The following is a 22,229-nucleotide window of genomic DNA, read 5'->3' as shown; positions in this document are numbered from 1 at the left end:
CGGGTGTTGCTTTCTGGGGCTGCCTTGCAGCCCATCGCGACACAAGCCGCTCCTACAGAATGGCGCGGCCCCGTGTAGGAGCGGCCTTGTGTCGCGATGGGCCGCACAGCGGCCCCCTGCTACCTATCGGTTATCCAGCGCCTGCTGCAAAGCCACCCCGGCCCCCAGCAACCCGGAAAACTCCGCCGTCACCAGCCAAACCGGCACGCCAGCGAAATAGCCACTCATGCAGCCCTTGTCGGAAAAACTCGCGGCAAACCCGCTGCGCACGAACAGCTCGGCAAAGCGCGGGATCACGCCGCCGACAATATAGACCCCACCCCGTGCGCCCAGCGTCAGAACATTGTTACCAGCGACTCGGCCGAGGAACCGGCAGAACTGCTCGATCACCGCCAGCGCCCGCGGCTCGCCGCCGAGCGCGGCATCGGTGATCTGTGCCGGGGTCTTGTGTCGGGGTGTGTCGCCGTCCAGCGAGCAAATTGCCTGGTACAGGCGCAGCAGGCCACCGCCACTGAGCACGGTCTCGGCGCTGACATGGCCGATCTGCCCGTGAATCTGTTGGTGAATCGCCGCTTCGCGGGCATTGCCCACCGGCAGGTCGACGTGCCCGCCCTCTCCCGGCAAGGCATGCCAGTGCTGTTCGCCCAGGCGCAATAGCGCGCCAACGCCCAGCCCGGTACCCGGGCCAATGACCAATGCCGGCCGAGACAGGTCCGCCTGGCCTGGGCACACTTCGCGGAACTCGCCGGGGCGCAGGCGGGTCATGCCCAGCGCCATGGCGGTAAAATCGTTGATCAGCAGCAGCCGCTCGACCTGCAATGTCTGGCAGAAGGCCACGCGGCTGAGGCGCCAGTGGTTGTTGGTGAAGCGGAACTCATCGCCATCGACCGGACCGGCCACCGCCAGGCAGGCAGCAGTCACGCCGCCGCGGGGAATGCCCAAGCCTTCAAGGTAAGCCTCGATGGCCTGTTCCGGGCTGGTGTAGTCCTCGGTGGCAAAGACCTTCACTTCATCCAGCTGGTTGTCACGCCACAACGCAAAACGGGCATTGGTGCCGCCGATGTCGCCAACCAGCAGGTCCTTCATTTGAGGTTCTCCAGGGCCGAGGTGAACGCACTGGCGCCCTGCTCTGCCGGGCTGAACGCCATGCGCATGAAGCCGAACAGCTCGCGCCCGCAGCCCAGGTCGTTGCCCTGTGGCGCTGGCGGCAGGTCGCGGCTGGCCAATTCTTCAGCCGACACCATTACCCGCAGCGTGCCTTCGACACCATCGACCCGCACAATATCACCATCGCGCACCCGTGCCAGCGGGCCGCCGTCATAAGCCTCGGGGCAAACGTGAATGGCCGCCGGGATCTTGCCCGAGGCACCGGACATGCGACCGTCGGTGACCAGTGCCACCTTGAAGCCACGGTCCTGCAGCACACCGAGGAACGGTGTGAGCTTGTGCAGCTCCGGCATGCCGTTGCAGCGCGGGCCCTGGAAGCGCACCACGGCGACGAAGTCACGCTCCAGCTCGCCGGCCTTGAACGCATCGGCCAGCGACTGCTGGTCGTGGAACACCCGCGCCGGGGCCTCGACCACCTGGTGCTCGGGGGCAACAGCGGACACCTTCATCACGCCGCGGCCGAGGTTGCCCTCCATCACCCGCAGCCCGCCTTCGGCCGAGAACGGCCGCGCGACCGGGCGCAGGATGCTTTCGTCCAGGCTGTGCTGCGGCCCTTCGCGCCACACCAGCCTGCCGTTGTCGAGGAACGGCTCCTGGGTGTAGCGGCGCAGGCCATGGCCGGCCACGGTGTTGACATCTTCGTGCAGCAGCCCGGCATCGAGCAGCTCGCGGATCAGGAAGGCCATGCCGCCAGCGGCCTGGAAGTGGTTGATGTCGGCCTTGCCGTTGGGGTAGACGTGGGACAGGGTCGGTACCACCTCGGACAGGTCAGCCATGTCCTGCCAGGTCAGCTGGATACCCGCAGCCTGGGCAATCGCCGGGATGTGCAGGGTATGGTTGGTCGAGCCGCCGGTGGCATGCAGGGCGACGATGGAGTTGACCAGCGCCTTCTCGTCGACGATTTCACCCAGCGGCATGAAGCTGCCGCTGGCCTTGGTCATGCGCGTGACCTGCTGCGCGGCCTCGGCGGTGAGCGCGTCGCGCAGCGGTGTGTACGGGTTGACGAACGAGGCGCCCGGCAGGTGCAGGCCCATCACCTCCATCACCAACTGGTTGGTATTGGCAGTGCCGTAGAAGGTGCAGGTGCCAGGACTGTGGTAGGACTTCATCTCCGACTCCAGCAGCTCTTCGCGGCTGGCCTTGCCTTCGGCGTAGCGCTGGCGCACATCGGCCTTCTGCTTGTTGGAAATGCCGGAGACCATCGGCCCGCCCGGAACGAAGATGGTCGGCAGGTGGCCGAAGCGCAGCGCCCCCATCATCAGGCCGGGAACGATCTTGTCGCAGATGCCCAGCATCAGCGCGGCATCGAACATGTTGTGCGACAGGGCCACGGCAGTGGACATGGCGATCACTTCGCGGCTGGCGATGGCCAGCTCCATGCCCGGCTCGCCCTGAGTCACGCCATCGCACATGGCTGGCACGCCACCGGCGAACTGGCCGACCGAGCCGACTTCACGCAAGGCCTGCTTGATCTGCTCGGGGAAGTGCTGATACGGCTGGTGCGCCGAAAGCATGTCGTTGTAGGCCGAGACGATGGCCACGTTGGCCGCGTTCATCAGGCGCAGGGTCTGCTTGTCGTCGCTGCCGCAACCGGCCACGCCATGGGCGAAGTTGGCGCACTGCAGGCTGGCACGCATGGGGCCGTCACTGGCCGCGCCGCGAATCAGTTGCAGGTAGCGTTCGCGGGTGGCACGGCTACGTTCGACCAGCCGCTGGGTGACCTCAAGGATGCGCGGATGCATGTACTGGACTCCAGGCTAATTGTAAGGGCGGTTTGCCGGGCATTTCCCCTCCAAACGATTGCGGCCTAGGCTCAAGGTAGAGGAGCCCGCTGCATCGGTGGAGGCACGTCGCCCAACCACTCGTTGTATGTTTAAACAAAATACTGCCACTAAAAAGGCTTGTTTTCTATCGGCAGGTGAATAATCTTGTAATTCCAACAACAAAACCGTTTCAGTGAAGCTCCTTTGTGCCACAGCTTTCACTCGGACTGCCAGAGGTACTGCCATGACCCTACGCATCGCCATCAATGGATTCGGCCGCATCGGGCGCAACGTCCTGCGCGCACTGTATACCCAAGGCTACCGCCAGGACCTGCAGGTCGTCGCCATCAACGACCTGGGCGACAGCGCCATGAATGCCCACCTGCTCAAGTACGACAGCGTGCACGGTACCTTCGACGCCAGCGTCGAGGCCGACCACGAAAGCCTCACGGTCAATGGTGACCGTATCGCGGTCAGTGCCATCCGCAACCCGGCCGAACTGCCCTGGAAGGCCGAGGCGATCGACGTGGTGTTCGAATGCACCGGGCTGTTCACCGAGCGTGCCAAGGCCGCCGCCCACCTGGCTGCGGGGGCTGGCAAGGTGATTGTCTCGGCACCGGCCAAAGGCGCCGATGCCACCGTGGTGTACGGGGTCAACCATGACATCCTGCGGGCCTCGCACCAGATCATCTCCAATGCCTCCTGCACTACCAACTGCCTGGCACCGATTGCCCAGGTGCTGCACCGCGAGTTCGGCATCGACCAGGGCCTGATGACTACCATCCATGCCTATACCAACGATCAGGTGCTGACCGATGTGTACCACGGCGATCCGTACCGTGCGCGCTCGGCGACCCAGTCGATGATCCCGAGCAAGACCGGCGCTGCCGAGGCCGTGGGCCTGGTGCTGCCGGAGCTGGCCGGCAAGCTGACCGGCATGGCGGTACGGGTGCCGGTGATCAACGTGTCGCTGGTGGACCTCACGGTCAATCTCAAGCGCGAGGCCACGGCCGAACAGGTCAACCAGCTGTTCCTCGAGGCCAGCAAGCATTCCAGGGTATTGGGCTACAACGCCTTGCCGCTGGTTTCCTGCGATTTCAACCACAACCCGCTGTCGTCGATCTTCGATGCCAACCATACCCGGGCAAACGGGCGCATGCTCAAGGTGCTGGCCTGGTATGACAACGAGTGGGGGTTCTCCAACCGCATGCTGGATAACTGCCTGGCGTTGTGCCGCGCCCGCTGAGCTTCGGCACGCTCCCTGTAGGAGCGGCCTTGTGTCGCGATGGGCTGCGCAGCAGCCCCCTGCAATCTGTGCCAAGGCCAAAATGCTGGGACTGCTGCGCAGCCCATCGCGACACAACGCCGCTCCTACACGGGACCGCGCAAGGCTGGGACTCACAATCTTTACCTTTTCCTAACATTTCCAGGCTTGACCTTCGAGGTGGATGATAAGCATTATCATTAACCTTTCGTCGGCCAGGTCCCCCAGTGAGTCAGTCCCGGTTCAACTCTGTCTTCCTCGTCCAGCGCCTTACCCTGCTGCGCACCCTGCAGCGCATGGTGGGCAACCCCAATACGGCCGAGGACCTGTTGCAGGAAACCTACCTGCGGGTGTCCCGCGCGCTCGGTGAGCGGCCCATCGAACACATCGAGCCGTTCGTGTTCCAGACCGCGCGCAACCTGGCCCTCGACCACCTGCGCGCACGCCGGGTGCAATCGCGCATGCTGGTCGACGACGTGCCCGACGAGGTCCTGCACAGCGTGGCCGCACCGGCCACCAGCAGCGAGGATGCGGCCCATGCCGAGCAGTTGCTCAGGCACCTGAGCATCAGCCTCAACCAGTTGAGCGAACGCCAGCAGCGCATCTTCATCCTCAGCCGCCTGCATGGCGCCACCTACCTGGAAATCGCCGAACAACTGAATGTTTCGCCCAGCACGGTACAGAAGGAACTGAAACTGATCATGGCGATCTGCATGGGTGTCGCCGACCGCCTCAAGTGAGGCAACGCAAAGCCCTTGCCACACCCCGCCTCAGCCTTGATCATTCGCAAAAAACCATTCAAGGATTCACCGTGACCGACAGCCCTGCCCCTCGCCCGTCACCCGCCGGGCCCAGCGCCCGTGCTCGTGCCATGGACGAGGCGCTGGACTGGCTGGTGCGCCTGCAATGCGCCGATGCCGACGACACACAGGCCTTCGAAGCCTGGCTGAGCGCAGCGCCGGAAAATGCCGAGGCCTATGTGGAGGCAGAAGCCCTGTGGAACGGCGCGCCGCTGCACCAGGTGGCCGTGCAGATGCATCGGCAACAGCGCCGCTCGTGGCGCGGGCGCCTGCGCAGCCACTGGAAACCCCTGGCCACGGCAGCGCTGCTGCTGGTCGGGCTGTTCACCCTCGGCAACCTGCCCATGCGCCTGCAGGCCGACCACCTGACAGTGGTGGGAGAACGCCAGCGCCTGCAGCTGGAAGATGGGGCGAAAGTGCTGCTCAACACCAATTCGGCATTTGCCAGCGAGCAGCGTGATGGTCGCCAGGTCGCCCGCCTATTGCAGGGTGAGGCCTATTTTCAGGTCCCCGAGGGCGCGCTGCTACCACTGGAAGTGCAGGCCGGGCCGTTGCGCGCGCAGGTGCGCGACACCGACTTTGCCGTGCGCTACCTCGACGGCGAGGCACAGGTGCGGGTGCAGCGCGGCGATGTCGACCTGCAGGGGGCCCGCGACCAGCGCATCCGCCTGAGCGCCGGCGACAGCATCAGCGTCGGCCCCAAGGGGTTCGGCCAGCGCCAGCGCCCCGACATGCACAAGGACCTGGCCTGGGTCGACGGCCGCCTGGTGTTCGAGAACTGCCCGCTGAGCCAGGTGCTGGCCGAGGTGCAGCGCTACTACCCGGGCTGGATCATCAACCGCAATGCGCAGCTGGAAGACATGGCGGTCACCGGCAACTACCGCCTCGACCAGCCGCTGGAAACCCTGCGTGCACTGGCCCACATCACCGCGGCACAGCTGCATGAGTACCCGGCGCTGGTTATCCTGAACTGATCTTTTGCCTGTCTCGGCCTCATCGCCGGCAAGCCAGCTCCCACCCCGACCGCATTGGCCTCAAGCAATGCGATGTCCCTGTGGGAGATTACCCAGCCCTTTTGGGCTGCGCTGTCGCGCAGAGAACAAATATCGCTCGTCTGACGCGGCCTTTGTAGGAGCAGCCTTGTGCTGCGAAGAGGCCGGTACAAGCAACAGACAGGCTTTGTCAGTACCGGCCTCTTCGCAGCACAAGGCTGCTCCTACAGAACCTCGCCGAACCAATGAGTCATGTGTTGTTCTATGAGAGCTGGCTTGCCGGCGATGAGGCCCGTGCAGGCAGCACATGATCATGGTCCCCTGAATTTATTTTTACGCAGTCACGCTACCCCGCCCGTCTCGTTATAGCCAATGCAACTGATTCTCGTTTGAAAACGAGGACAGCCATCACCTATAACAGTCCGCGCGTCAGGGAGCGCTTCCGATGTCCACAGGTCCTACCCGCCCCTCCACCCTTCCTCGCCATGGAGGGCAACTGTCCCTCCTGAGCCTTTCCCTACTGAACCTCGCCCTGCTCGCCAGCGGCGCCATCAGCCTGCCGGCGCTGGCCGCCGAGCCGGCACAGGCCAGCAGCCCGCGCATGGGCGACTACCGCTTCAGCATCGGCCAGCAGCCGCTGGTTACGGCCATCAATGCTTTCAGCCAGGTCACCGGCTGGCAGGTCGGCTTCAGCGCCGAACTGGCCGACGGCGTGGCATCGCCAGGGGTGCAGGGTTCGCTACCACCGGAAGCCGCGCTCAAGCGCCTGCTGCACGGCACCGGCCTGGGCTTTCGCAAGATCAGCAACGGCAATGTGGTGCTCGAACGCCAGGCCAGCGCCAATGTGATTGCCCTGCAGCAGGTGACCGTCAGCGCCACCCGCAGCGCCCAGGACGTCAGCCAGGTGCCGAGCACCGTCAGCGTGCAGACCCGCGAGCAACTGGACCGGCAGAACGTGAACAACATCCAGGACCTGGTGCGCTACGAACCGGGTGTGTCGGTAGCCGGCACCGGCCAGCGCAGCGGCCTGAACGGCTACAACATCCGTGGTATCGATGGCGAGCGCATCCTCACCCAGGTGGACGGCGTGTCGATCCCCGACAGTTTCTTCTTCGGCCCCTACGCCCAGACCCAGCGCAACTACGTTGACCCGGAGATCGTCAAGCGTGTGGAAATCCTCCGCGGCCCGGCCTCGGTGCTGTATGGCAGCAACGCCATCGGCGGGGCGGTGAGCTACTTCACCCTAGACCCGGACGACATCATCAAGCCTGGCAAGGACGCCGGTGCCCGCCTGAAGACCGGCTACAGCTCGGCCGACGAAAGCTGGCTGACCTCCGCCACCGTCGCCGGCCGCCAGGGCGACTTCGACGGCCTGTTGCACCTGAGCCAGCGCAACGGTCACGAAACCGAGACCCACGGCGGCCACAGCGGTGACGGCCTGGCGCGTACCGAAGCCAACCCGATGGACGTGCGCACCACAAACGTGCTGGCCAAGCTGGGCTGGAACTACGCCGACGACGCGCGCCTGGGTTTCACCTACGAACGCTACAAGGATGACCGCGACCAGAACATCCTCAGTGCGGTGGGCGGGCCTTTCATTCCTGGCTTTGGTGCCTCGGGGTACTACAAGGCGCGCAATGGCAACGACACCATCACCCGCGAACGCTTTGGCATCAACCATGAGTTCGGCCTGGATTCGCTGGTCGCCGACCATGTGAAGTGGAGCCTGAACTACCAGATCGCCAAGACCGACCAGCACACCGAGGAAGTCTACGCACCGCCTGGCCGTCAGGTACTGCGTACCCGAGACACCCTGTACAAGGACCGCCAGTGGGTATTCGACGCCCAGCTGGACAAGGCCTTCAGCCTCGGCGCCACCGACCACCTGTTGACGTACGGCACCACCCTCAAGCACGAGAAGGTTACCGGTTCCCGCAGCGGTACCGGTACCTGCCTGGCCGTTGGTTCAGGCTGTTCTGCCGCTGGCGCCGAGCGCCCGGCAGACGGCCAGGCCCTGGTCAGCGACTTCCCGGACCCGACGGTGAACACCTACAGCCTGTTCGTGCAGGATGAAATCCGCTGGAACAACTGGACCTTCATGCCTGGTGCCCGTTACGACTACACGCGCATGGAGCCCAGGTTCACCGAGGAATTCCTGCGTGGCCTGGAGTCCAGCGGTACCGCACCTACCTCCCAGGACGACTCGGACAAGAAGTGGCACCGCGTCTCGCCCAAGTTCGGCCTGACCTACGCCTTCAGCGACAACTACACCTGGTATGGCCAGTACGCCGAAGGTTTCCGCACCCCGACCGCCAAATCCATGTACGGGAAGTTTGAGAACATCGAGCAAGGCTACCGCGTCGAAGGCAACCCGGGGCTCGAACCCGAAAAGAGCAAAAGCTATGAAACCGGCCTGCGTGGCAACTTCGACGCCGGTAATTTCGACGTGGCGGTGTTCTACAACAAGTACCGCGACTTCATCGACGAAGATGCCGTACAAAGCGCCAACCTGGAGCAGACCTTCAAGGCCAACAACATCAAGCACGCCACCATCAAGGGTACCGAGGTCAAGGGCCGCCTGAACCTCGACCACTTCGGTGCGCCGCAGGGCCTGTATACCCAGGGCTCGATCGCCTACACCTATGGCCGAAACGATGACACCGGCGAGCCACTGAACAGCGTCAACCCGCTCAAGGGCGTGTTCGGCCTGGGTTACGAACAACAACACTACGGCGGCCTGCTGAGCTGGACATTGGTCAAGCGCAAGACCCGCGTCGACGACAGCACCTTCTACTCGCCCGACGGCTCGAGCTCCAAGTTCCGCACCCCGGGCTACGGGGTGCTGGACCTGACCGGTTACTACAAGGTCACCGACGACGTGACCATCAACGCCGGCCTGTACAACCTCACCGACAAGAAGTACTGGCAGTGGGATTCGGTACGCAGCTACGACGGCCAGGGTGAAGCGGCCGTGACTCAGCCGGCCAACATCGACCGCCTGACCATGCCGGGGCGCAACTTCGGCATCAATGTGGTTTGGGATATCTGACCCCTTGCGTCTGTACCGGCCTATTCGCGGGCTCGCCCGCTCCCACAGATACTGCGCAAGCCTTGGGCCTGCGATGGACCTGTGGGAGCGGGCAAGCCCGCGAAGAGGCCAGTACAGGCAACACGAAAACCCGATTTTTTTACTGTCCCAGCCCCGCTGTTTCGTCTTGTCTCTAGACGCCCCCTTTTCCAAGGACTGCCCCATGACCGACCGCCCAGCCCTGCGCTCCCAGCGCCTCAACCAGATCACCCACGCCCCCCACGCCGAACTGGATGCCCTGGTCAAAGCCCACGCGCCCTTCGACAGCCGCGAAAGCTTCGCCCGCTTCGTGGTCGCCCAGTACCTGTTCCAGGCCGAGCTGCAGGCCCTGTACAACGACCCGCAACTGATCGCCATCATCCCCGACCTGGCCGAGCGCTGCCGTGCCGAACAGGCCCGCCTGGACCTCGCCGACCTCGACACCGAAGTACCGCCAGCCGTACCGGGGGCCCTGCGCAACCCGAGCCTGGGCGAGGCAATGGGCTGGATCTTCGTCTCCGAAGGCTCCAAACTGGGCGCTGCGTTTCTGATCAAGCGTGCCGTGGCCCTGGAACTGTCCGAAACTTTCGGTGCCCGACACCTGGGCGAACCGGCCGGTGGCCGTGCCGAAGGCTGGAAACAGTTCACCCGCATTCTTGATGGCCTGGCCCTGTCGGCCGAAGAGGAAGCCGCTGCCGAACGCGGCGCAGTTGCTGCCTTCGAGCGCTTCACCAAGCTGCTCAAGCATGCCTATGCTGCAGATGCCGCGCTGGTTTGACACGCCATACCCCGGCCACCCTACCGGTGGCCGAACCGCTTCCATGCAGTGAGACCATGACCCGACCCGCCCGTTCGAAACTCGCCCGCCTGCTGTATGCGACCTTGGCTTACGTGAGCCTGGGCGTGGGCCTGGTCGCGATCGTCATTCCCGGCCTGCCGACCACCGAATTCATCCTGCTGGCTGCCTGGGCGGCCACACGCAGTTCGCCGCGCCTGTCTGCCTGGCTGGAAAACCACCGGTTGTTCGGGCCGATCCTGCACAACTGGCGCAATGGCAAGGTGATCCAGCGCCGGGCCAAGGTCAGCGCGACCCTCAGCATGCTGCTGTGCGCGGGCCTGATGCTGACGTTCCTGGAACACCGCTGGCCGGTGTTCCTGGCCATTGCCGGCATGACCCTGGGCAACCTGTGGATCTGGTCCCGCCCCGAGCACGCCCCCTGCCCTGCCCCGTCACAAGCTCAGCAGCCCTGAGTACAGGGCATAGGCCGCCAGCGCGGCACCTGCCAGCACGGCAGCGAAAATCAGCTTTTCCCAAGTGGTGAACAAGGTTTTACCCTGCTCATGCTTGGCCCTGGCGAACAGGATCACGCCCGGCGCGTACAGCAGCGCCGACAGCAGCAGGTACTTCAGCCCGCCGGCGTACAACAGCCACACGGCATATACCAGGGCAACCAGCGCCACCAGCAGGTCCTTGCGGCGCAGGGCCGGCTGCTCGTCGTAGGTTTCTGCACGTACCGCCAGCAGCACGGCGTAGGCCGCCGACCACAGGTAGGGCACAAGAATCATCGACGAGGCCAGGTAGATCAGGCTGGTATAGGTACCGGCGGAAAACAGCGTGATCAGCAGGAAGCCCTGGATCATGCAGTTGGTCAGCCACAGGGCGTTGGCCGGTACATGGTTGGCGTTTTCCTTGGCCAGGAAACGCGGCATGGTCTTGTCCCGCGCCGTGGCGTAGAGGATCTCGGCACACAGCAACGCCCACGACAGCAGCGCGCCAAGCAGCGAAACCGCCAGGCCGATACTGATCAGCAAGGCACCCCATGGCCCGACGATATGCTCCAGCACCGAAGCCAGTGACGGGTTCTGCAGCCCGGCCAGTTGCGGCTGGGTCATCACCCCCAGCGACAGCACGTTGACCAGCACCAGCAGCGCCAATACCCCCAGGAAACCGATCACCGTGGCCTTGCCCACATCCGAGCGGCGCTGGGCGCGCCCGGAATACACGCTGGCGCCCTCGATACCGATGAACACGAACACGGTGACCAGCATCATGTTGCGCACCTGCTCCAGCACGCTGCCGAACTGCGGGTTGCTCAGGCCCCAGATGTCACGTGTGAAGATATCGGCGCGGAAGGCGAACGCCGCGATCACCACGAAAATCAGCAACGGTACCACCTTGGCCACGGTGGTCACCTGGTTGATGAATGCTGCTTCCTTGATGCCGCGCAGCACCAGGAAATGCACCGCCCAGAGCAGCAGCGAAGCGCAGCCGATGGCGATTGGCGTGTTGCCCTCGCCGAACACCGGGAAGTAGAAACCCAGGGTGCTGAACAGCAGCACGAAGTAGCCGACGTTGCCCAGCCAGGCACTGATCCAGTAGCCCCAGGCCGAGGAAAAACCCATGTACTCGCCAAAGCCGGCCTTGGCGTAGGCGTACACTCCCGAGTCCAGCTCCGGCTTGCGGTTGGCCAGGGTCTGAAATACGAAAGCCAAGGCCAACATGCCGACTGCGGTGATACCCCTACCGATCAGCACAGCCCCCACATCGGCACGCGCCGCCATGTTCTGCGGCAACGAGAAGATCCCGCCTCCAATCATCGAGCCGACCACCAATGCGATCAGCGCGCCCAGGCGCAGCTTCTGTCCCGGTTCGCTCATGAGCCTTCCTTTTTTTGCGCACTGTCATGGGCTTGAAACAGCCATGCGGTCCATATAAGTGTTGCTACTTATAATGATCCTGACCAATGAAGCTATAGCACTAATAACTGCTTTGTCTATGCCAGCTTTTGAGTAAAACCTAGCAGCTCCGGAGCAACTAGAAAAGAATCCGATAAAACTCGAAATTCTTGTGAAAAATTTGCGAAAGCGGCAAAAACGGCTAGCGTCAAGCATCGCAGGCTGAACAGAGCGTTTGCTCTAGATGGACATGGAGGTGCCAGCATGCAAGGCCTGCGGCATAAGTTGTCGGCACTCTCCAGGAGCTTCGTGAAGGAATTTTCCTACTTCACGTCGCCATGAACTGACCCAAGTCAGCGAATGGCAGCGGCGTCGGATTTACTCTGTCGTCAACTTTCTCCTGGCAGGAGTTGTTAAATGTCTGATTCATCCGGAAAACTAAAGCTCGGCGCGTTAGTTGCACTTGTCGTCGGTTCGATGATTGGTGGCGGGATCTTCTCGCTGCCGCAAAACATGGCTGCCAGCGCAGGGGTTGGTGCTGTACTGATCGGCTGGGCGATCACCGCGGTCGGCATGCTGACCCTGGCGTTCGTGTTCCAGACCCTGGCCAACCGCAAGCCTGACCTGGATGGCGGGGTGTATGCCTACGCCAAGGCCGGTTTTGGCGACTACATGGGCTTCTCCTCGGCCTGGGGCTACTGGATCAGTGCCTGGCTGGGCAACGTCGGCTACTTCGTGCTGCTGTTCAGTACCCTGGGCTACTTCTTCCCGATCTTCGGCGAAGGCAACACCCCGGCCGCCATCATCGGCGCATCAGTGCTGCTGTGGGCCGTGCATTTCCTGGTGCTGCGCGGCATCAAGGAAGCAGCATTCATCAACCTGATCACCACCGTGGCCAAGGTGGTACCGCTGCTGCTGTTCGCCCTGATCTGCCTGTTCGCCTTCAAGCTCGACATCTTCACCGCCGACATCTGGGCGGTAGGTACGCCAGAGCTGGGCAGCGTGATGAACCAGGTGCGCAACATGATGCTGGTCACCGTGTGGGTGTTCATCGGCATCGAGGGTGCGAGCATCTTCTCGTCGCGGGCGGAAAAACGCTCTGACGTGGGCAAGGCCACGGTCATCGGCTTCGTCACCGTGCTGCTGTTCCTGGTGCTGGTCAACGTGCTGTCGCTGGGCATCATGACCCAACCAGAACTGGCCAAGCTGCAGAACCCGTCGATGGCTGCCGTACTGGAGCATGTGGTCGGCCACTGGGGCGCGGTACTGATCAGCGTCGGCCTGATCATCTCGCTGCTCGGGGCCCTGCTGTCGTGGGTGCTGCTGTGCGCCGAGATCATGTTCGCCGCCGCCAAGGACCATACCATGCCGGAGTTCCTGCGCCGCGAGAACGCCAACCAGGTACCGGCCAACGCCCTGTGGCTGACCAACGCCATGGTGCAGATCTTCCTGGTGATCACGCTGTTCTCCAGCAGTACCTACCTGTCGCTGATCTACCTGGCCACCTCGATGATCCTGGTGCCCTACCTGTGGTCGGCCGCCTATGCCTTCCTGCTGGCTCTGCGTAGCGAAACCTACGAGCAGGCCCTGGCCGAACGGCAGAAGGACCTGGTGATCGGTGGTATCGCCCTGTTGTACGCCGTCTGGCTGCTGTACGCCGGTGGCGTGAAATACCTGCTGCTCTCGGCCCTGCTCTACGCACCTGGCGCAATCCTGTTCGCCAAGGCCAAGCGTGAGGTTGGCCAACCTGTCTTCACCAACGTGGAAAAACTGATCTTCGCAGCCGTAGTCATCGGTGCCCTGGTGGCAGCCTTTGGCCTGTACGACGGCTTCCTGACCCTTTGACCCACGTCTTCGTTCAACTGGAGGAATGAAATCATGTCCGCTGAAAAACAGAAGTACGGTGTCCACTCCGAAGCCGGCAAACTGCGCAAAGTGATGGTTTGCTCGCCGGGCCTCGCGCACAAGCGCCTGACGCCGAGCAACTGTGACGAGCTGCTGTTCGACGACGTGATCTGGGTCGACCAGGCCAAGCGTGACCATTTCGACTTTGTCACCAAGATGCGCGAGCGTGGCGTGGATGTGCTGGAGATGCACAACCTGCTGACCGACATCGTCCAGCAACCCGAAGCACTGAAGTGGATCCTCGATCGCAAGATCACCTCCGACACTGTCGGCGTCGGCCTGACCAACGAAGTGAGAAGCTGGCTCGAAGGCCTCGAGCCACGCCATCTGGCCGAGTTCCTGATCGGCGGCGTGGCAGGCCAGGACTTGCCGGAAAGCGAAGGCGCCAGCGTGGTCAAGATGTACAACGACTACCTGGGCCACTCCAGCTTCATCCTGCCACCGTTGCCCAACACCCAGTTCACCCGCGACACCACCTGCTGGATCTATGGCGGCGTCACGCTCAACCCGATGTACTGGCCGGCGCGCCGCCAGGAAACCCTGTTGACCACCGCCATCTACAAGTTCCACAAGGAGTTCACCGGCGCCGACTTCCAGGTGTGGTACGGCGACCCGGACAAGGACCACGGCAACGCTACCCTCGAAGGCGGTGACGTGATGCCGATCGGCAAAGGCATCGTGCTGATCGGCATGGGCGAGCGCACCTCGCGCCAGGCCATCGGCCAGTTGGCGCAAAACCTGTTCGCCAAGGGCGCGGTGGAAAAAGTCATCGTCGCCGGCCTGCCGAAATCCCGTGCTGCCATGCACCTGGACACCGTGTTCAGCTTCTGCGACCGCGACCTGGTCACGGTCTTCCCGGAAGTGGTGAAAGAGATCGTGCCGTTCATCATCCGCCCGGACGAAAGCAAGCCTTACGGCATGGACGTGCGCCGCGAGAACAAGTCGTTCATCGAGGTGGTGGGCGAGCAGCTTGGGGTCAAGCTGCGCGTGGTCGAAACCGGTGGCAACAGCTTTGCCGCCGAGCGCGAACAGTGGGATGACGGCAACAACGTGGTGGCCATGGAACCGGGCGTGGTCATTGGCTACGACCGCAACACCTACACCAATACCCTGCTACGCAAGGCCGGGATCGAGGTCATCACCATCAGTGCCGGCGAACTGGGCCGGGGCCGGGGCGGCGGCCACTGCATGACCTGCCCGATCGTGCGCGACCCGATCGACTACTAACGACCATTACCCCCCGGCCGCCCTCACCAAGCGGCGGCCGGTGCGTTCACCAAACTCAAGGAGAAAAGTCATGGCGTTCAATATTCACAACCGCAATCTGCTCAGCCTGGAACACCACACCACCCGCGAGCTGCGCTACCTGCTGGACCTGTCCCGCGACCTCAAGCGCGCCAAGTACACCGGTACCGAGCAGCAGCACCTGAAAGGCAACAACATCGCGCTGATCTTCGAAAAAACCTCTACCCGTACCCGCTGCGCCTTCGAAGTGGCCGCCTATGACCAGGGGGCCAATGTCACCTACATCGACCCGACCTCCTCGCAGATCGGCCACAAGGAAAGCATGAAGGACACTGCCCGCGTGCTCGGGCGCATGTACGACGCCATCGAGTACCGGGGCTTCAAGCAGGAAATCGTCGAAGAGCTGGCCAAGTTCGCCGGCGTTCCGGTGTTCAACGGCCTGACCGACGAATACCACCCAACCCAGATGATTGCCGACGTGCTGACCATGCGCGAGCACAGCGACAAGCCGCTGCACGACATCAGCTACGCCTACCTGGGCGACGCCCGCAACAACATGGGCAACTCGCTGCTGCTGATCGGCGCCAAGCTTGGCATGGACGTACGCATCGCCGCGCCCAAGGCGCTGTGGCCGCATGACGACCTGGTCGAACGTTGCCACAAGTACGCCGAGGAAAGCGGCGCACGCATCACTCTCACCGAAGACCCGGTTGCCGCGGTCAAGGGTGTGGACTTCGTGCACACCGACGTGTGGGTATCGATGGGTGAGCCGATCGAAGCCTGGGGTGAGCGCATCAAGCTGCTCAAGCCGTATCAGGTGAATGCACAGCTGATGAAGTCCACCGGCAACCCGCGGACCAAGTTCATGCACTGCCTGCCGGCGTTCCACAACTCCGAAACCAAGGTAGGCAAGCAGATCGCCGAACAGTACCCGGACCTGGCCAACGGTATCGAAGTGACCGACGACGTCTTCGAGTCGCCGGCCTGCATCGCCTTCGAGCAGGCGGAAAACCGCATGCACACGATCAAGGCGATCCTGGTGTCGACACTGGCTGACCTCTGACAACCACCTCGATCCTGTGGGAGCTGGCTTGCCGGCGATACAGGCAACTCGGTGCATGGCACCGGCTTCGCCGGTGATCGCCGGCAAGCCAGCTCCCACAATGGATCGAGGCGCTCACCCTATATCCGCAAAGGACATTCCCCATGCGTATCGTTGTTGCATTGGGCGGCAACGCCCTGCTGCGTCGCGGCGAGCCCATGACCGCTGACAACCAGCGCGCCAATATTCGCACCGCCACCGAACAGATCGCCAAGATCCACCCAGGCAACGAACTGGTCATTGCCCACGGCAACGGCCCGCAAGTTGGCCTGCTGTCGCTGCAGGGCCTGTCCTACAAGCCCGACGAGGCCTACCCGCTGGACGTGCTTGGGGCCGAGACCGAGGGCATGATCGGCTACATGATCGAACAGGAACTGGGCAACTTGCTGGCCTTCGAAGTGCCGTTCGCCACCCTGCTGACCCAGGTCGAAGTGGACGCCAACGACCCCGCCTTCAAGGACCCGACCAAGTTCATCGGCCCGGTCTATGGCAAGGAAGAGGCCGAGCGCCTGGCCAAGGAAAAGGGTTGGGTGGTCAAGGCCGACGGCGACAAGTACCGCCGAGTGGTGGCCAGCCCGAAACCCAAACGCATCTTCGAGATCCGCCCGATCAAGTGGCTGCTGGAAAAGAGCAGCATCGTGATTTGCGCCGGCGGCGGCGGCATCCCCACCATGTACGATGAGAACCGCAAGCTCAAGGGCATCGAGGCGGTGATCGACAAGGACCTGTGCTCGGCCCTGCTGGCAGAGCAGCTGGACGCCGACCTACTGATCATTGCCACCGACGTCGATGCGGCCTATGTTGACTGGGGCAAGCCCACACAAAAGGCCATTGCCCAGGCCCACCCCGACGAACTCGAACGCCTTGGCTTCGCCGCCGGCTCCATGGGGCCGAAGGTGCAGGCCGCCTGCGACTTTGCCCGCAACACCGGCAAAGTGGCAGTGATCAGTTCGCTGGAGAACATCGAAGACATCGTCAAAGGCACCGCCGGCACGCGCGTTTCCACCGCGAAGCCGGGGATCAGCTACCGTTGAATGCAGTAGGCGGGCGCCAGCGTCCGCCATTTTCGACCTTCCAAAGGAGCTTGCCATGGCCCAGTACCAACCCGGTCATGTACACATCGAGCGCACCGCGCTGAACCAGAATGACCACAGCTATGACCTGAACATCGAATACGAGGCAGTGTCGGACCCCAAGGAAGGTAGAGGCATCCAGTTCAAGATGCATGGCAGCATCGAAGGCAAGCCAGTGGAAGAAAAGTTCTTCCTGGCCAAGGACCAGGTATTGCCCAGCTTCCTCATGCAGTTGAGCCGAAGGGCGCAGTCGTACCTGAAGCCACCGAAGAAGTTCGAGAGCCTGAGCTCGCCGCACAAGCTTTATGACCATATGTTCGCGGACATTCGCGAAAAGCTGGATGTGAAATCGGGCGATCCGATCAAGCCTGAACATCTGGAGTGATTTCAGGATCCGGGGGCTGCTTTGCAGCCCATCGCGACACAAGGCCGCTCCTACAGGGTGTGGCGCTGTACCTGTAGGAGCGGCCTTGTGTCGCGATGGGCCGCAAAGCGGCCCCGACAATGTTGAGGCATACTACCGCCCTCCCCCAGCCACAACCGCACCCTCCCCATGCGCATCCACGTCAGCTTCATCGACCGCGTCGGCATCACCCAGGAAGTCCTCGCCCTGCTCGGTGCCCGCAACCTCAATCTGGACGCCGTGGAGATGGTCCCGCCGAACGTCTACATCGACGCCCCTACCCTCAGCCCCGCCGTGCTCGAAGAACTGCACGACGCGCTGTTCGAGGTACATGGCGTGCAATCGGTGGACGTGGTCGACATCCTCCCTGGCCAACGCCGGCACCTGCAGCTCGATGCCCTGCTGGCTGCGATGAGCGACCCGGTGCTGGCCGTGGACAGTGCCGGCAAGGTGCTGCTGGCCAACCCGGCGCTGATCGAACTGTGCGGCCGCGAATCGGCCGGGCGCTCGGTGGGTGAGCTGTTCGGCGACCCGGCGCTGCTGCAGGCCCTGCTGGACAACAACTTCCACCTGCCCATGCGCGAGATGCAGCTCAACGGCCAGAGCCTGTTGCTGGACGCCATGCCGATCACCAACGCCGGTGGCCTGCTGACGCTGTACCCGCCTACGCGCATGGGCGAACGCCTGTCGGCCCTGCACCACGACCATGCCGAAGGCTTCGATGCCTTGCTCGGCGAGTCACCGGCCATCCGCACCCTCAAGGCCCGCGCCCTGCGCGTGGCGGCGCTCGATGCACCGCTGCTGGTGCATGGCGAAACCGGCACCGGCAAAGAACTGGTAGCCCGCGCCTGCCACGCCATCAGCAGCCGCCACGCGGCACCATTCCTGGCGCTGAACTGTGCTGCGCTGCCCGAGAGCCTGGCCGAAAGCGAACTGTTCGGCTACGCCCCCGGGGCCTTCACCGGCGCACAACGGGGCGGCAAGCCCGGGCTGATGGAGCTGGCCAACCAGGGCACGGTATTCCTCGATGAAATCGGCGAGATGTCGCCATACCTGCAGGCCAAGCTGCTGCGCTTTCTCAGCGATGGCAGCTTCCGCCGGGTGGGTGGTGACCGCGAAGTGAAGGTGGATGTACGCATCATCAGCGCCACCCACCGCGACCTGGAGCGCATGGTCGCCGAAGGCAGCTTCCGCGAAGACCTGTTCTACCGCCTGAACGTGCTCAATCTGCAAGTGCCACCGCTGCGCGACCGTGGCCAGGACATCCTGATGCTGGCGCATTTCTTCATGCAGCAGGCCTGCACGCAGATCCAGCGTCCACCCTGCAGGCTGACCCCGGCCACCCATTCGGCGCTACTGGCCAACCCTTGGCCGGGCAATGTGCGCCAGTTGCAGAACGTGATATTCCGCGCCGCAGCCATCTGCGAGGGCAACCTGGTGGATATTGGTGACCTGGACATCGCCGGCACCTCGGTGGCCCGTGGTCAGGACGGCGAAGTGGCCAGCCTGGAACAGGCCGTGAGTGATTTCGAGCGCGAACTGCTGCAACGCCTGTACGCCAGCTACCCATCCACGCGGCAACTGGCCGGGCGCTTGCAAACTTCACATACCGCCATTGCGCAGCGCCTGCGCAAATATGGAATACCGAGCAAAGCCTGATACCTGTCAGATAGCGTCAACGGGGCTGCTACGTAGCCCATCGCAGGCAAGCCAGCCCTTTTGGGCTGCGCTGTCGCGCAGAGAACAAATATCGCTCGATTGAAGCGTCCTTTGTAGGAGCAGCCTTGTGCTGCGAAGAGGCCGGTACAAGCAATAGACAGGCTTTGTCAGTACCGGCCTCTTCGCAGCACAAGGCTGCTCCTACAGTACCTCGCTGAACCAATGAGTCATGTGTTGTGCCATGTGAGAGCTGGCTTGCCTGCGATGGGCCGCAAAGCGGCCCCTGATAGTTATTGTAATAACCCGGTTGTTATTCAGGCTTTTCCTACGCCAGTGAAAGATACTCTCCCACGTATGCCTCGTAGAATGGTGACAGTGTATTCCCACCTGTCACCCCACTTGTCCGCCCCATAGCGGGAAGTGGTCCGCTACTGGATATAACGAGAGCACCTGATGTTTGAACTCGATTTTTACGGGACGCTTGTAGCCGCCTCTTTGGTACTGTTATTGGGGCGCGGCCTGGTCGCGCGTATTGGTTTCCTGCGCACTTACAATATTCCGGAACCTGTCGCTGGCGGCCTGGTAGTGGCCTTGGCGTTCCTGGCGTTGCGCAGTTTCGATATCCACGTGCAATTCGATACTTCACTGCAAACTCCTCTGATGCTGGCATTCTTCGCCACCATCGGTTTGAGTGCGGACTTCGCCAGCCTGAAAAAAGGTGGCCGCGTGGTTACCGTGTTCCTGCTGGTGGTGACCGGCTTGTTGCTGGTCCAGAACGCCATGGGTATCGGCCTGGCAACGGCGCTGGGCCTCGACCCGCTGATGGGCCTGCTGGCCGGCTCTATTACCTTGTCCGGCGGTCACGGTACAGGCGCCGCGTGGGGGGCCACTTTCACCGAAAAGTTCGGTCTGGCGTCGGCCTCCGAACTGGCAATGGCATCAGCTACCTTCGGCCTGGTACTGGGTGGCCTGATTGGTGGCCCGGTCGCCCGGTTGCTGATCAGACGGGTAACGACACCTGGTATCGAAGAACCAGCACCACAACTGCCCAAGGGTTTCGAACAACCAGACAAAGAACGCTTGATCACGCCGTTTTCATTTATCGAAACATTGGCGCTGATCGCTGTCAGTTTGCTCGCAGGCTCGTTACTTAACGGTATGCTGAAAGGCACTGCGTTTGAACTGCCTACGTTCGTTTGCGTGTTGTTTGTGGGCGTGGTGTTGCGAAACGGCCTTTCGGCGCTCGGCTTTTATCAAGTCTTCGAACGGGAAGTCTCGGTATTGGGCAATGTGAGTTTGTCGTTATTCCTGGCCATTGCCTTGATGTCGCTCAAGTTGTGGGACCTTTCAGCGCTGGCATTACCATTCTTTGCATTGCTCGCCGCACAGACATTGGTCATGGCACTGTTCGCGATATTCGTCACGTTCCGGGTCATGGGCCGCAACTATGATGCAGCGGTACTGGCTGCCGGGCACTGTGGTTTCGGCCTGGGTGCAACGCCAACGGCAATCGCCAACATGCAAGCGGTGACCCAGCGCTACGGAGCCTCGCGCATTGCCTTCCTGGTGGTGCCGATGGTGGGGGCGTTCTTCATCGACATCATCAATGTCATCGTCATCAAGCTGTACCTGGCGTTGCCGTTCTTTTGAACCAGACGCTGAACGCTCAGCCGGTATGTTGCTGCGCCAGGTCCTGCCCAGAATCCGTAGACAGGGCCTGGTGCAGCATTTCCTCCAGGATCGAGAAAAAGCACTTTATGTGAGGCTGCTTCAATGCCTGTGGCCGGGTCACCATGTAGACCTCCAAATCTGGAAGGGGAAGGTCGACGAACAACTCGATCAAATCCTTGGCCAGAATCCGGGGCAGTACCGCCACCCCCATGCCTCGTCTCACCGATTCGAGCTGTGCGCTGAACGAGGTCACGCGGATCGGCGCACGTTCCAGCCCCCCCGCCTTTGCCGCACGTACTTGCGGCAACACGTCCAGCGGCGGAAGCAGGCCGATATTGACCGCCGTCGCAGGGGTAACCCCCGGAAAACGGTGCAGGTAACCAGCAGCGGCGAACACACCATAGCCAAGCCGGCCTATCGGCCGATAAATCAGTGAGGGCTCACCCAGGTGGGCCGTGCGCACGGCAATGTCCGCCACACCCCGGACGATCTTGTGGAAGTCGGCGGTCACGGTCAACTCCACCGAGCACCCCGGGTGTAGTCCGGTGAAGCGATTGGCCGCCTCCAGTACGCAAGTCGAGAAGCCTTCCCCTGCGCTCACCTGCACAGTGCCAGAGAGTTCGCAAGGCAGCTCGGCTGCGCCAGCAGGCGTCTGGCGCCGTAGCCCAGCTTCTGCTGCCTGGGCCACTTCGACCAGCGATTGACCGCGCGAGGTCAGCCTGCATCCCTCTACGCCCCGCTCGACGAGCGGCTCGCCCAATGCTGCCTCAAGCTGGGTCAGGCGACGCGAAACGGTCGATGGTGCAATACCCAGCAACTCGCCAGCGCGAAGAAAGCTGCCACGCCGCGATACGGCCAATAGCAGCCGAAGATCGTCCCAGTTTTCCTGCAATGCCATATGTGCTGGCCTCTCCCTGGTCTGCAAATTCGCAAACCCACTATGCAGTAGGCGCTGTTTTTCGACAGCAAGCGCGGGAGTATACCTTGGGCCCCTCTGAACAAATGGAATGGATTGCATGATGACTAGCCCCAAGGACTATGCCCAACGCGCCGCCAATGCCTTTAACCAGCGTGATGTGCAAGGGCTGCTGGCACTGGTCGACGAAGACTTCGTGTACCTGGACGGCATGACGACCCAAACCGGGCGCGAAGCCATGCGCGCGCGGGAGATGGCGCTGTTCAGCGCACTCCCTGATGCCCAGGTGGCCCTGACCCCATTCATGGTCTCGGAAGATCGGCTGGCAATGACCGCCGTCCTGACCGGCACCTTCACTGCCCCGCTGCTGCTGCCAGCAGGCGTGATCGTTCCGGCCCATGGGCGTCGGATTTGCGTGCACTATGCGGCGCACTTCACCTTCAGAAATGGCCTGGCCATCCGTGAAGCGGTGTTTTTCGACAGTGCCATGTTGAAGCCATCTGCCGAACAGAGCGAGGGTTGAGCC

The 22,229-nt window shown here is 62.7% G+C and carries 18 protein-coding genes; 14 read left to right on the top strand and 4 right to left on the bottom strand.

Translation table 11 applies throughout. The features are described from left to right. Nucleotides 1-123: 123 nt before the first annotated feature. Both ACK56M_RS05690 and edd read right to left on the bottom strand, forming a co-directional pair. Nucleotides 124-1,086 carry a glucokinase gene (locus ACK56M_RS05690; RefSeq protein ID WP_015269094.1) on the bottom strand — a complete coding sequence of 321 codons (963 nt, stop codon included), beginning with the start codon at nucleotides 1,084-1,086 and terminating at the stop codon, nucleotides 124-126. Then, nucleotides 1,083-2,909, bottom strand: a complete 1,827-nt coding sequence (edd, locus tag ACK56M_RS05685; RefSeq protein WP_054573361.1) for a phosphogluconate dehydratase — start codon at nucleotides 2,907-2,909, stop codon at nucleotides 1,083-1,085. The genes ACK56M_RS05690 and edd overlap by 4 nt, the downstream gene beginning before the upstream one ends. Before the next feature lie 265 nt (nucleotides 2,910-3,174). Between edd and gap the strand changes: the two genes are divergently transcribed. From gap to ACK56M_RS05655, 6 genes are all read left to right on the top strand, one after another. After that, nucleotides 3,175-4,176: a type I glyceraldehyde-3-phosphate dehydrogenase gene (gene gap, locus ACK56M_RS05680; RefSeq protein WP_015269092.1), complete on the top strand. Its 1,002-nt coding sequence runs from the start codon at nucleotides 3,175-3,177 to the stop codon at nucleotides 4,174-4,176. Between the two features lie 245 nt (nucleotides 4,177-4,421). Beyond that, nucleotides 4,422-4,934 (top strand): RNA polymerase sigma factor, encoded by a 513-nt coding sequence (locus ACK56M_RS05675; protein WP_015269091.1) that lies wholly within the window; start codon nucleotides 4,422-4,424, stop codon nucleotides 4,932-4,934. Nucleotides 4,935-5,005: 71 nt separating this feature from the next. Beyond that, complete coding sequence (locus ACK56M_RS05670) at nucleotides 5,006-5,968, top strand: FecR family protein (protein WP_054573362.1); 963 nt, start codon at nucleotides 5,006-5,008, stop codon at nucleotides 5,966-5,968. A gap of 463 nt (nucleotides 5,969-6,431) precedes the next feature. Next, the gene (locus ACK56M_RS05665; RefSeq protein ID WP_015269089.1) at nucleotides 6,432-9,035 is read left to right on the top strand and encodes a TonB-dependent receptor; all 2,604 of its coding nucleotides are present in this window, start codon (nucleotides 6,432-6,434) and stop codon (nucleotides 9,033-9,035) included. Nucleotides 9,036-9,237: 202 nt separating this feature from the next. Further along, nucleotides 9,238-9,831 carry a biliverdin-producing heme oxygenase gene (locus ACK56M_RS05660; RefSeq protein ID WP_015269088.1) on the top strand — a complete coding sequence of 198 codons (594 nt, stop codon included), beginning with the start codon at nucleotides 9,238-9,240 and terminating at the stop codon, nucleotides 9,829-9,831. 56 nt (nucleotides 9,832-9,887) lie between these two features. After that, nucleotides 9,888-10,304: a YbaN family protein gene (locus tag ACK56M_RS05655; protein WP_013971115.1), complete on the top strand. Its 417-nt coding sequence runs from the start codon at nucleotides 9,888-9,890 to the stop codon at nucleotides 10,302-10,304. On the opposite strand, the gene arcD (ACK56M_RS05650) is transcribed toward ACK56M_RS05655, so the two are convergent. Next, a complete protein-coding gene (arcD, locus tag ACK56M_RS05650) occupies nucleotides 10,284-11,711 on the bottom strand; it encodes an arginine-ornithine antiporter (RefSeq protein ID WP_411959294.1) in 1,428 nt (475 codons plus the stop codon). The two genes, ACK56M_RS05655 and arcD (ACK56M_RS05650), sit on opposite strands and share 21 nt — an antisense overlap. Before the next feature lie 435 nt (nucleotides 11,712-12,146). Here arcD (ACK56M_RS05650) and arcD (ACK56M_RS05645) point away from each other — a divergent pair, with 435 nt between their 5' ends. The 7 genes from arcD (ACK56M_RS05645) (at nucleotide 12,147) to gltS (ending at nucleotide 20,766) form a co-directional block, all read left to right on the top strand. Next, a complete protein-coding gene (arcD, locus tag ACK56M_RS05645) occupies nucleotides 12,147-13,574 on the top strand; it encodes an arginine-ornithine antiporter (protein WP_015269087.1) in 1,428 nt (475 codons plus the stop codon). A gap of 33 nt (nucleotides 13,575-13,607) precedes the next feature. Further along, entirely contained in the window at nucleotides 13,608-14,861 is a 1,254-nt protein-coding gene (arcA, locus tag ACK56M_RS05640) for an arginine deiminase (protein WP_003257954.1), read from the top strand. A gap of 70 nt (nucleotides 14,862-14,931) precedes the next feature. Next, nucleotides 14,932-15,942 (top strand): ornithine carbamoyltransferase, encoded by a 1,011-nt coding sequence (locus tag ACK56M_RS05635; RefSeq protein WP_013971112.1) that lies wholly within the window; start codon nucleotides 14,932-14,934, stop codon nucleotides 15,940-15,942. Nucleotides 15,943-16,085: 143 nt separating this feature from the next. After that, nucleotides 16,086-17,015 carry a carbamate kinase gene (gene arcC, locus ACK56M_RS05630; RefSeq protein ID WP_003257953.1) on the top strand — a complete coding sequence of 310 codons (930 nt, stop codon included), beginning with the start codon at nucleotides 16,086-16,088 and terminating at the stop codon, nucleotides 17,013-17,015. A 55-nt stretch (nucleotides 17,016-17,070) separates the two neighbouring features. Further along, nucleotides 17,071-17,439 (top strand): DUF5064 family protein, encoded by a 369-nt coding sequence (locus tag ACK56M_RS05625; protein WP_013971111.1) that lies wholly within the window; start codon nucleotides 17,071-17,073, stop codon nucleotides 17,437-17,439. A 168-nt stretch (nucleotides 17,440-17,607) separates the two neighbouring features. Continuing rightward, complete coding sequence (locus ACK56M_RS05620; protein ID WP_015269086.1) at nucleotides 17,608-19,116, top strand: sigma-54-dependent transcriptional regulator; 1,509 nt, start codon at nucleotides 17,608-17,610, stop codon at nucleotides 19,114-19,116. Nucleotides 19,117-19,569: 453 nt separating this feature from the next. Beyond that, the gene (gene gltS / locus ACK56M_RS05615) at nucleotides 19,570-20,766 is read left to right on the top strand and encodes a sodium/glutamate symporter (protein WP_015269085.1); all 1,197 of its coding nucleotides are present in this window, start codon (nucleotides 19,570-19,572) and stop codon (nucleotides 20,764-20,766) included. Nucleotides 20,767-20,782: 16 nt separating this feature from the next. Here gltS and ACK56M_RS05610 read toward each other — a convergent pair whose 3' ends face one another. Beyond that, entirely contained in the window at nucleotides 20,783-21,685 is a 903-nt protein-coding gene (locus ACK56M_RS05610; RefSeq protein WP_023661115.1) for a LysR family transcriptional regulator, read from the bottom strand. A gap of 118 nt (nucleotides 21,686-21,803) precedes the next feature. Here ACK56M_RS05610 and ACK56M_RS05605 point away from each other — a divergent pair, with 118 nt between their 5' ends. Continuing rightward, entirely contained in the window at nucleotides 21,804-22,226 is a 423-nt protein-coding gene (locus ACK56M_RS05605) for an ester cyclase (protein ID WP_100412853.1), read from the top strand. Nucleotides 22,227-22,229: the final 3 nt, after the last annotated feature.

This window comes from Pseudomonas sp. s4 (assembly GCF_046764235.1).
Taxonomy (GTDB): domain Bacteria; phylum Pseudomonadota; class Gammaproteobacteria; order Pseudomonadales; family Pseudomonadaceae; genus Aquipseudomonas; species Aquipseudomonas asiatica.
The sequence above is the reverse complement of the archived record's forward strand: the minus strand, read 5'-3'. Positions and strand labels throughout refer to the sequence as shown.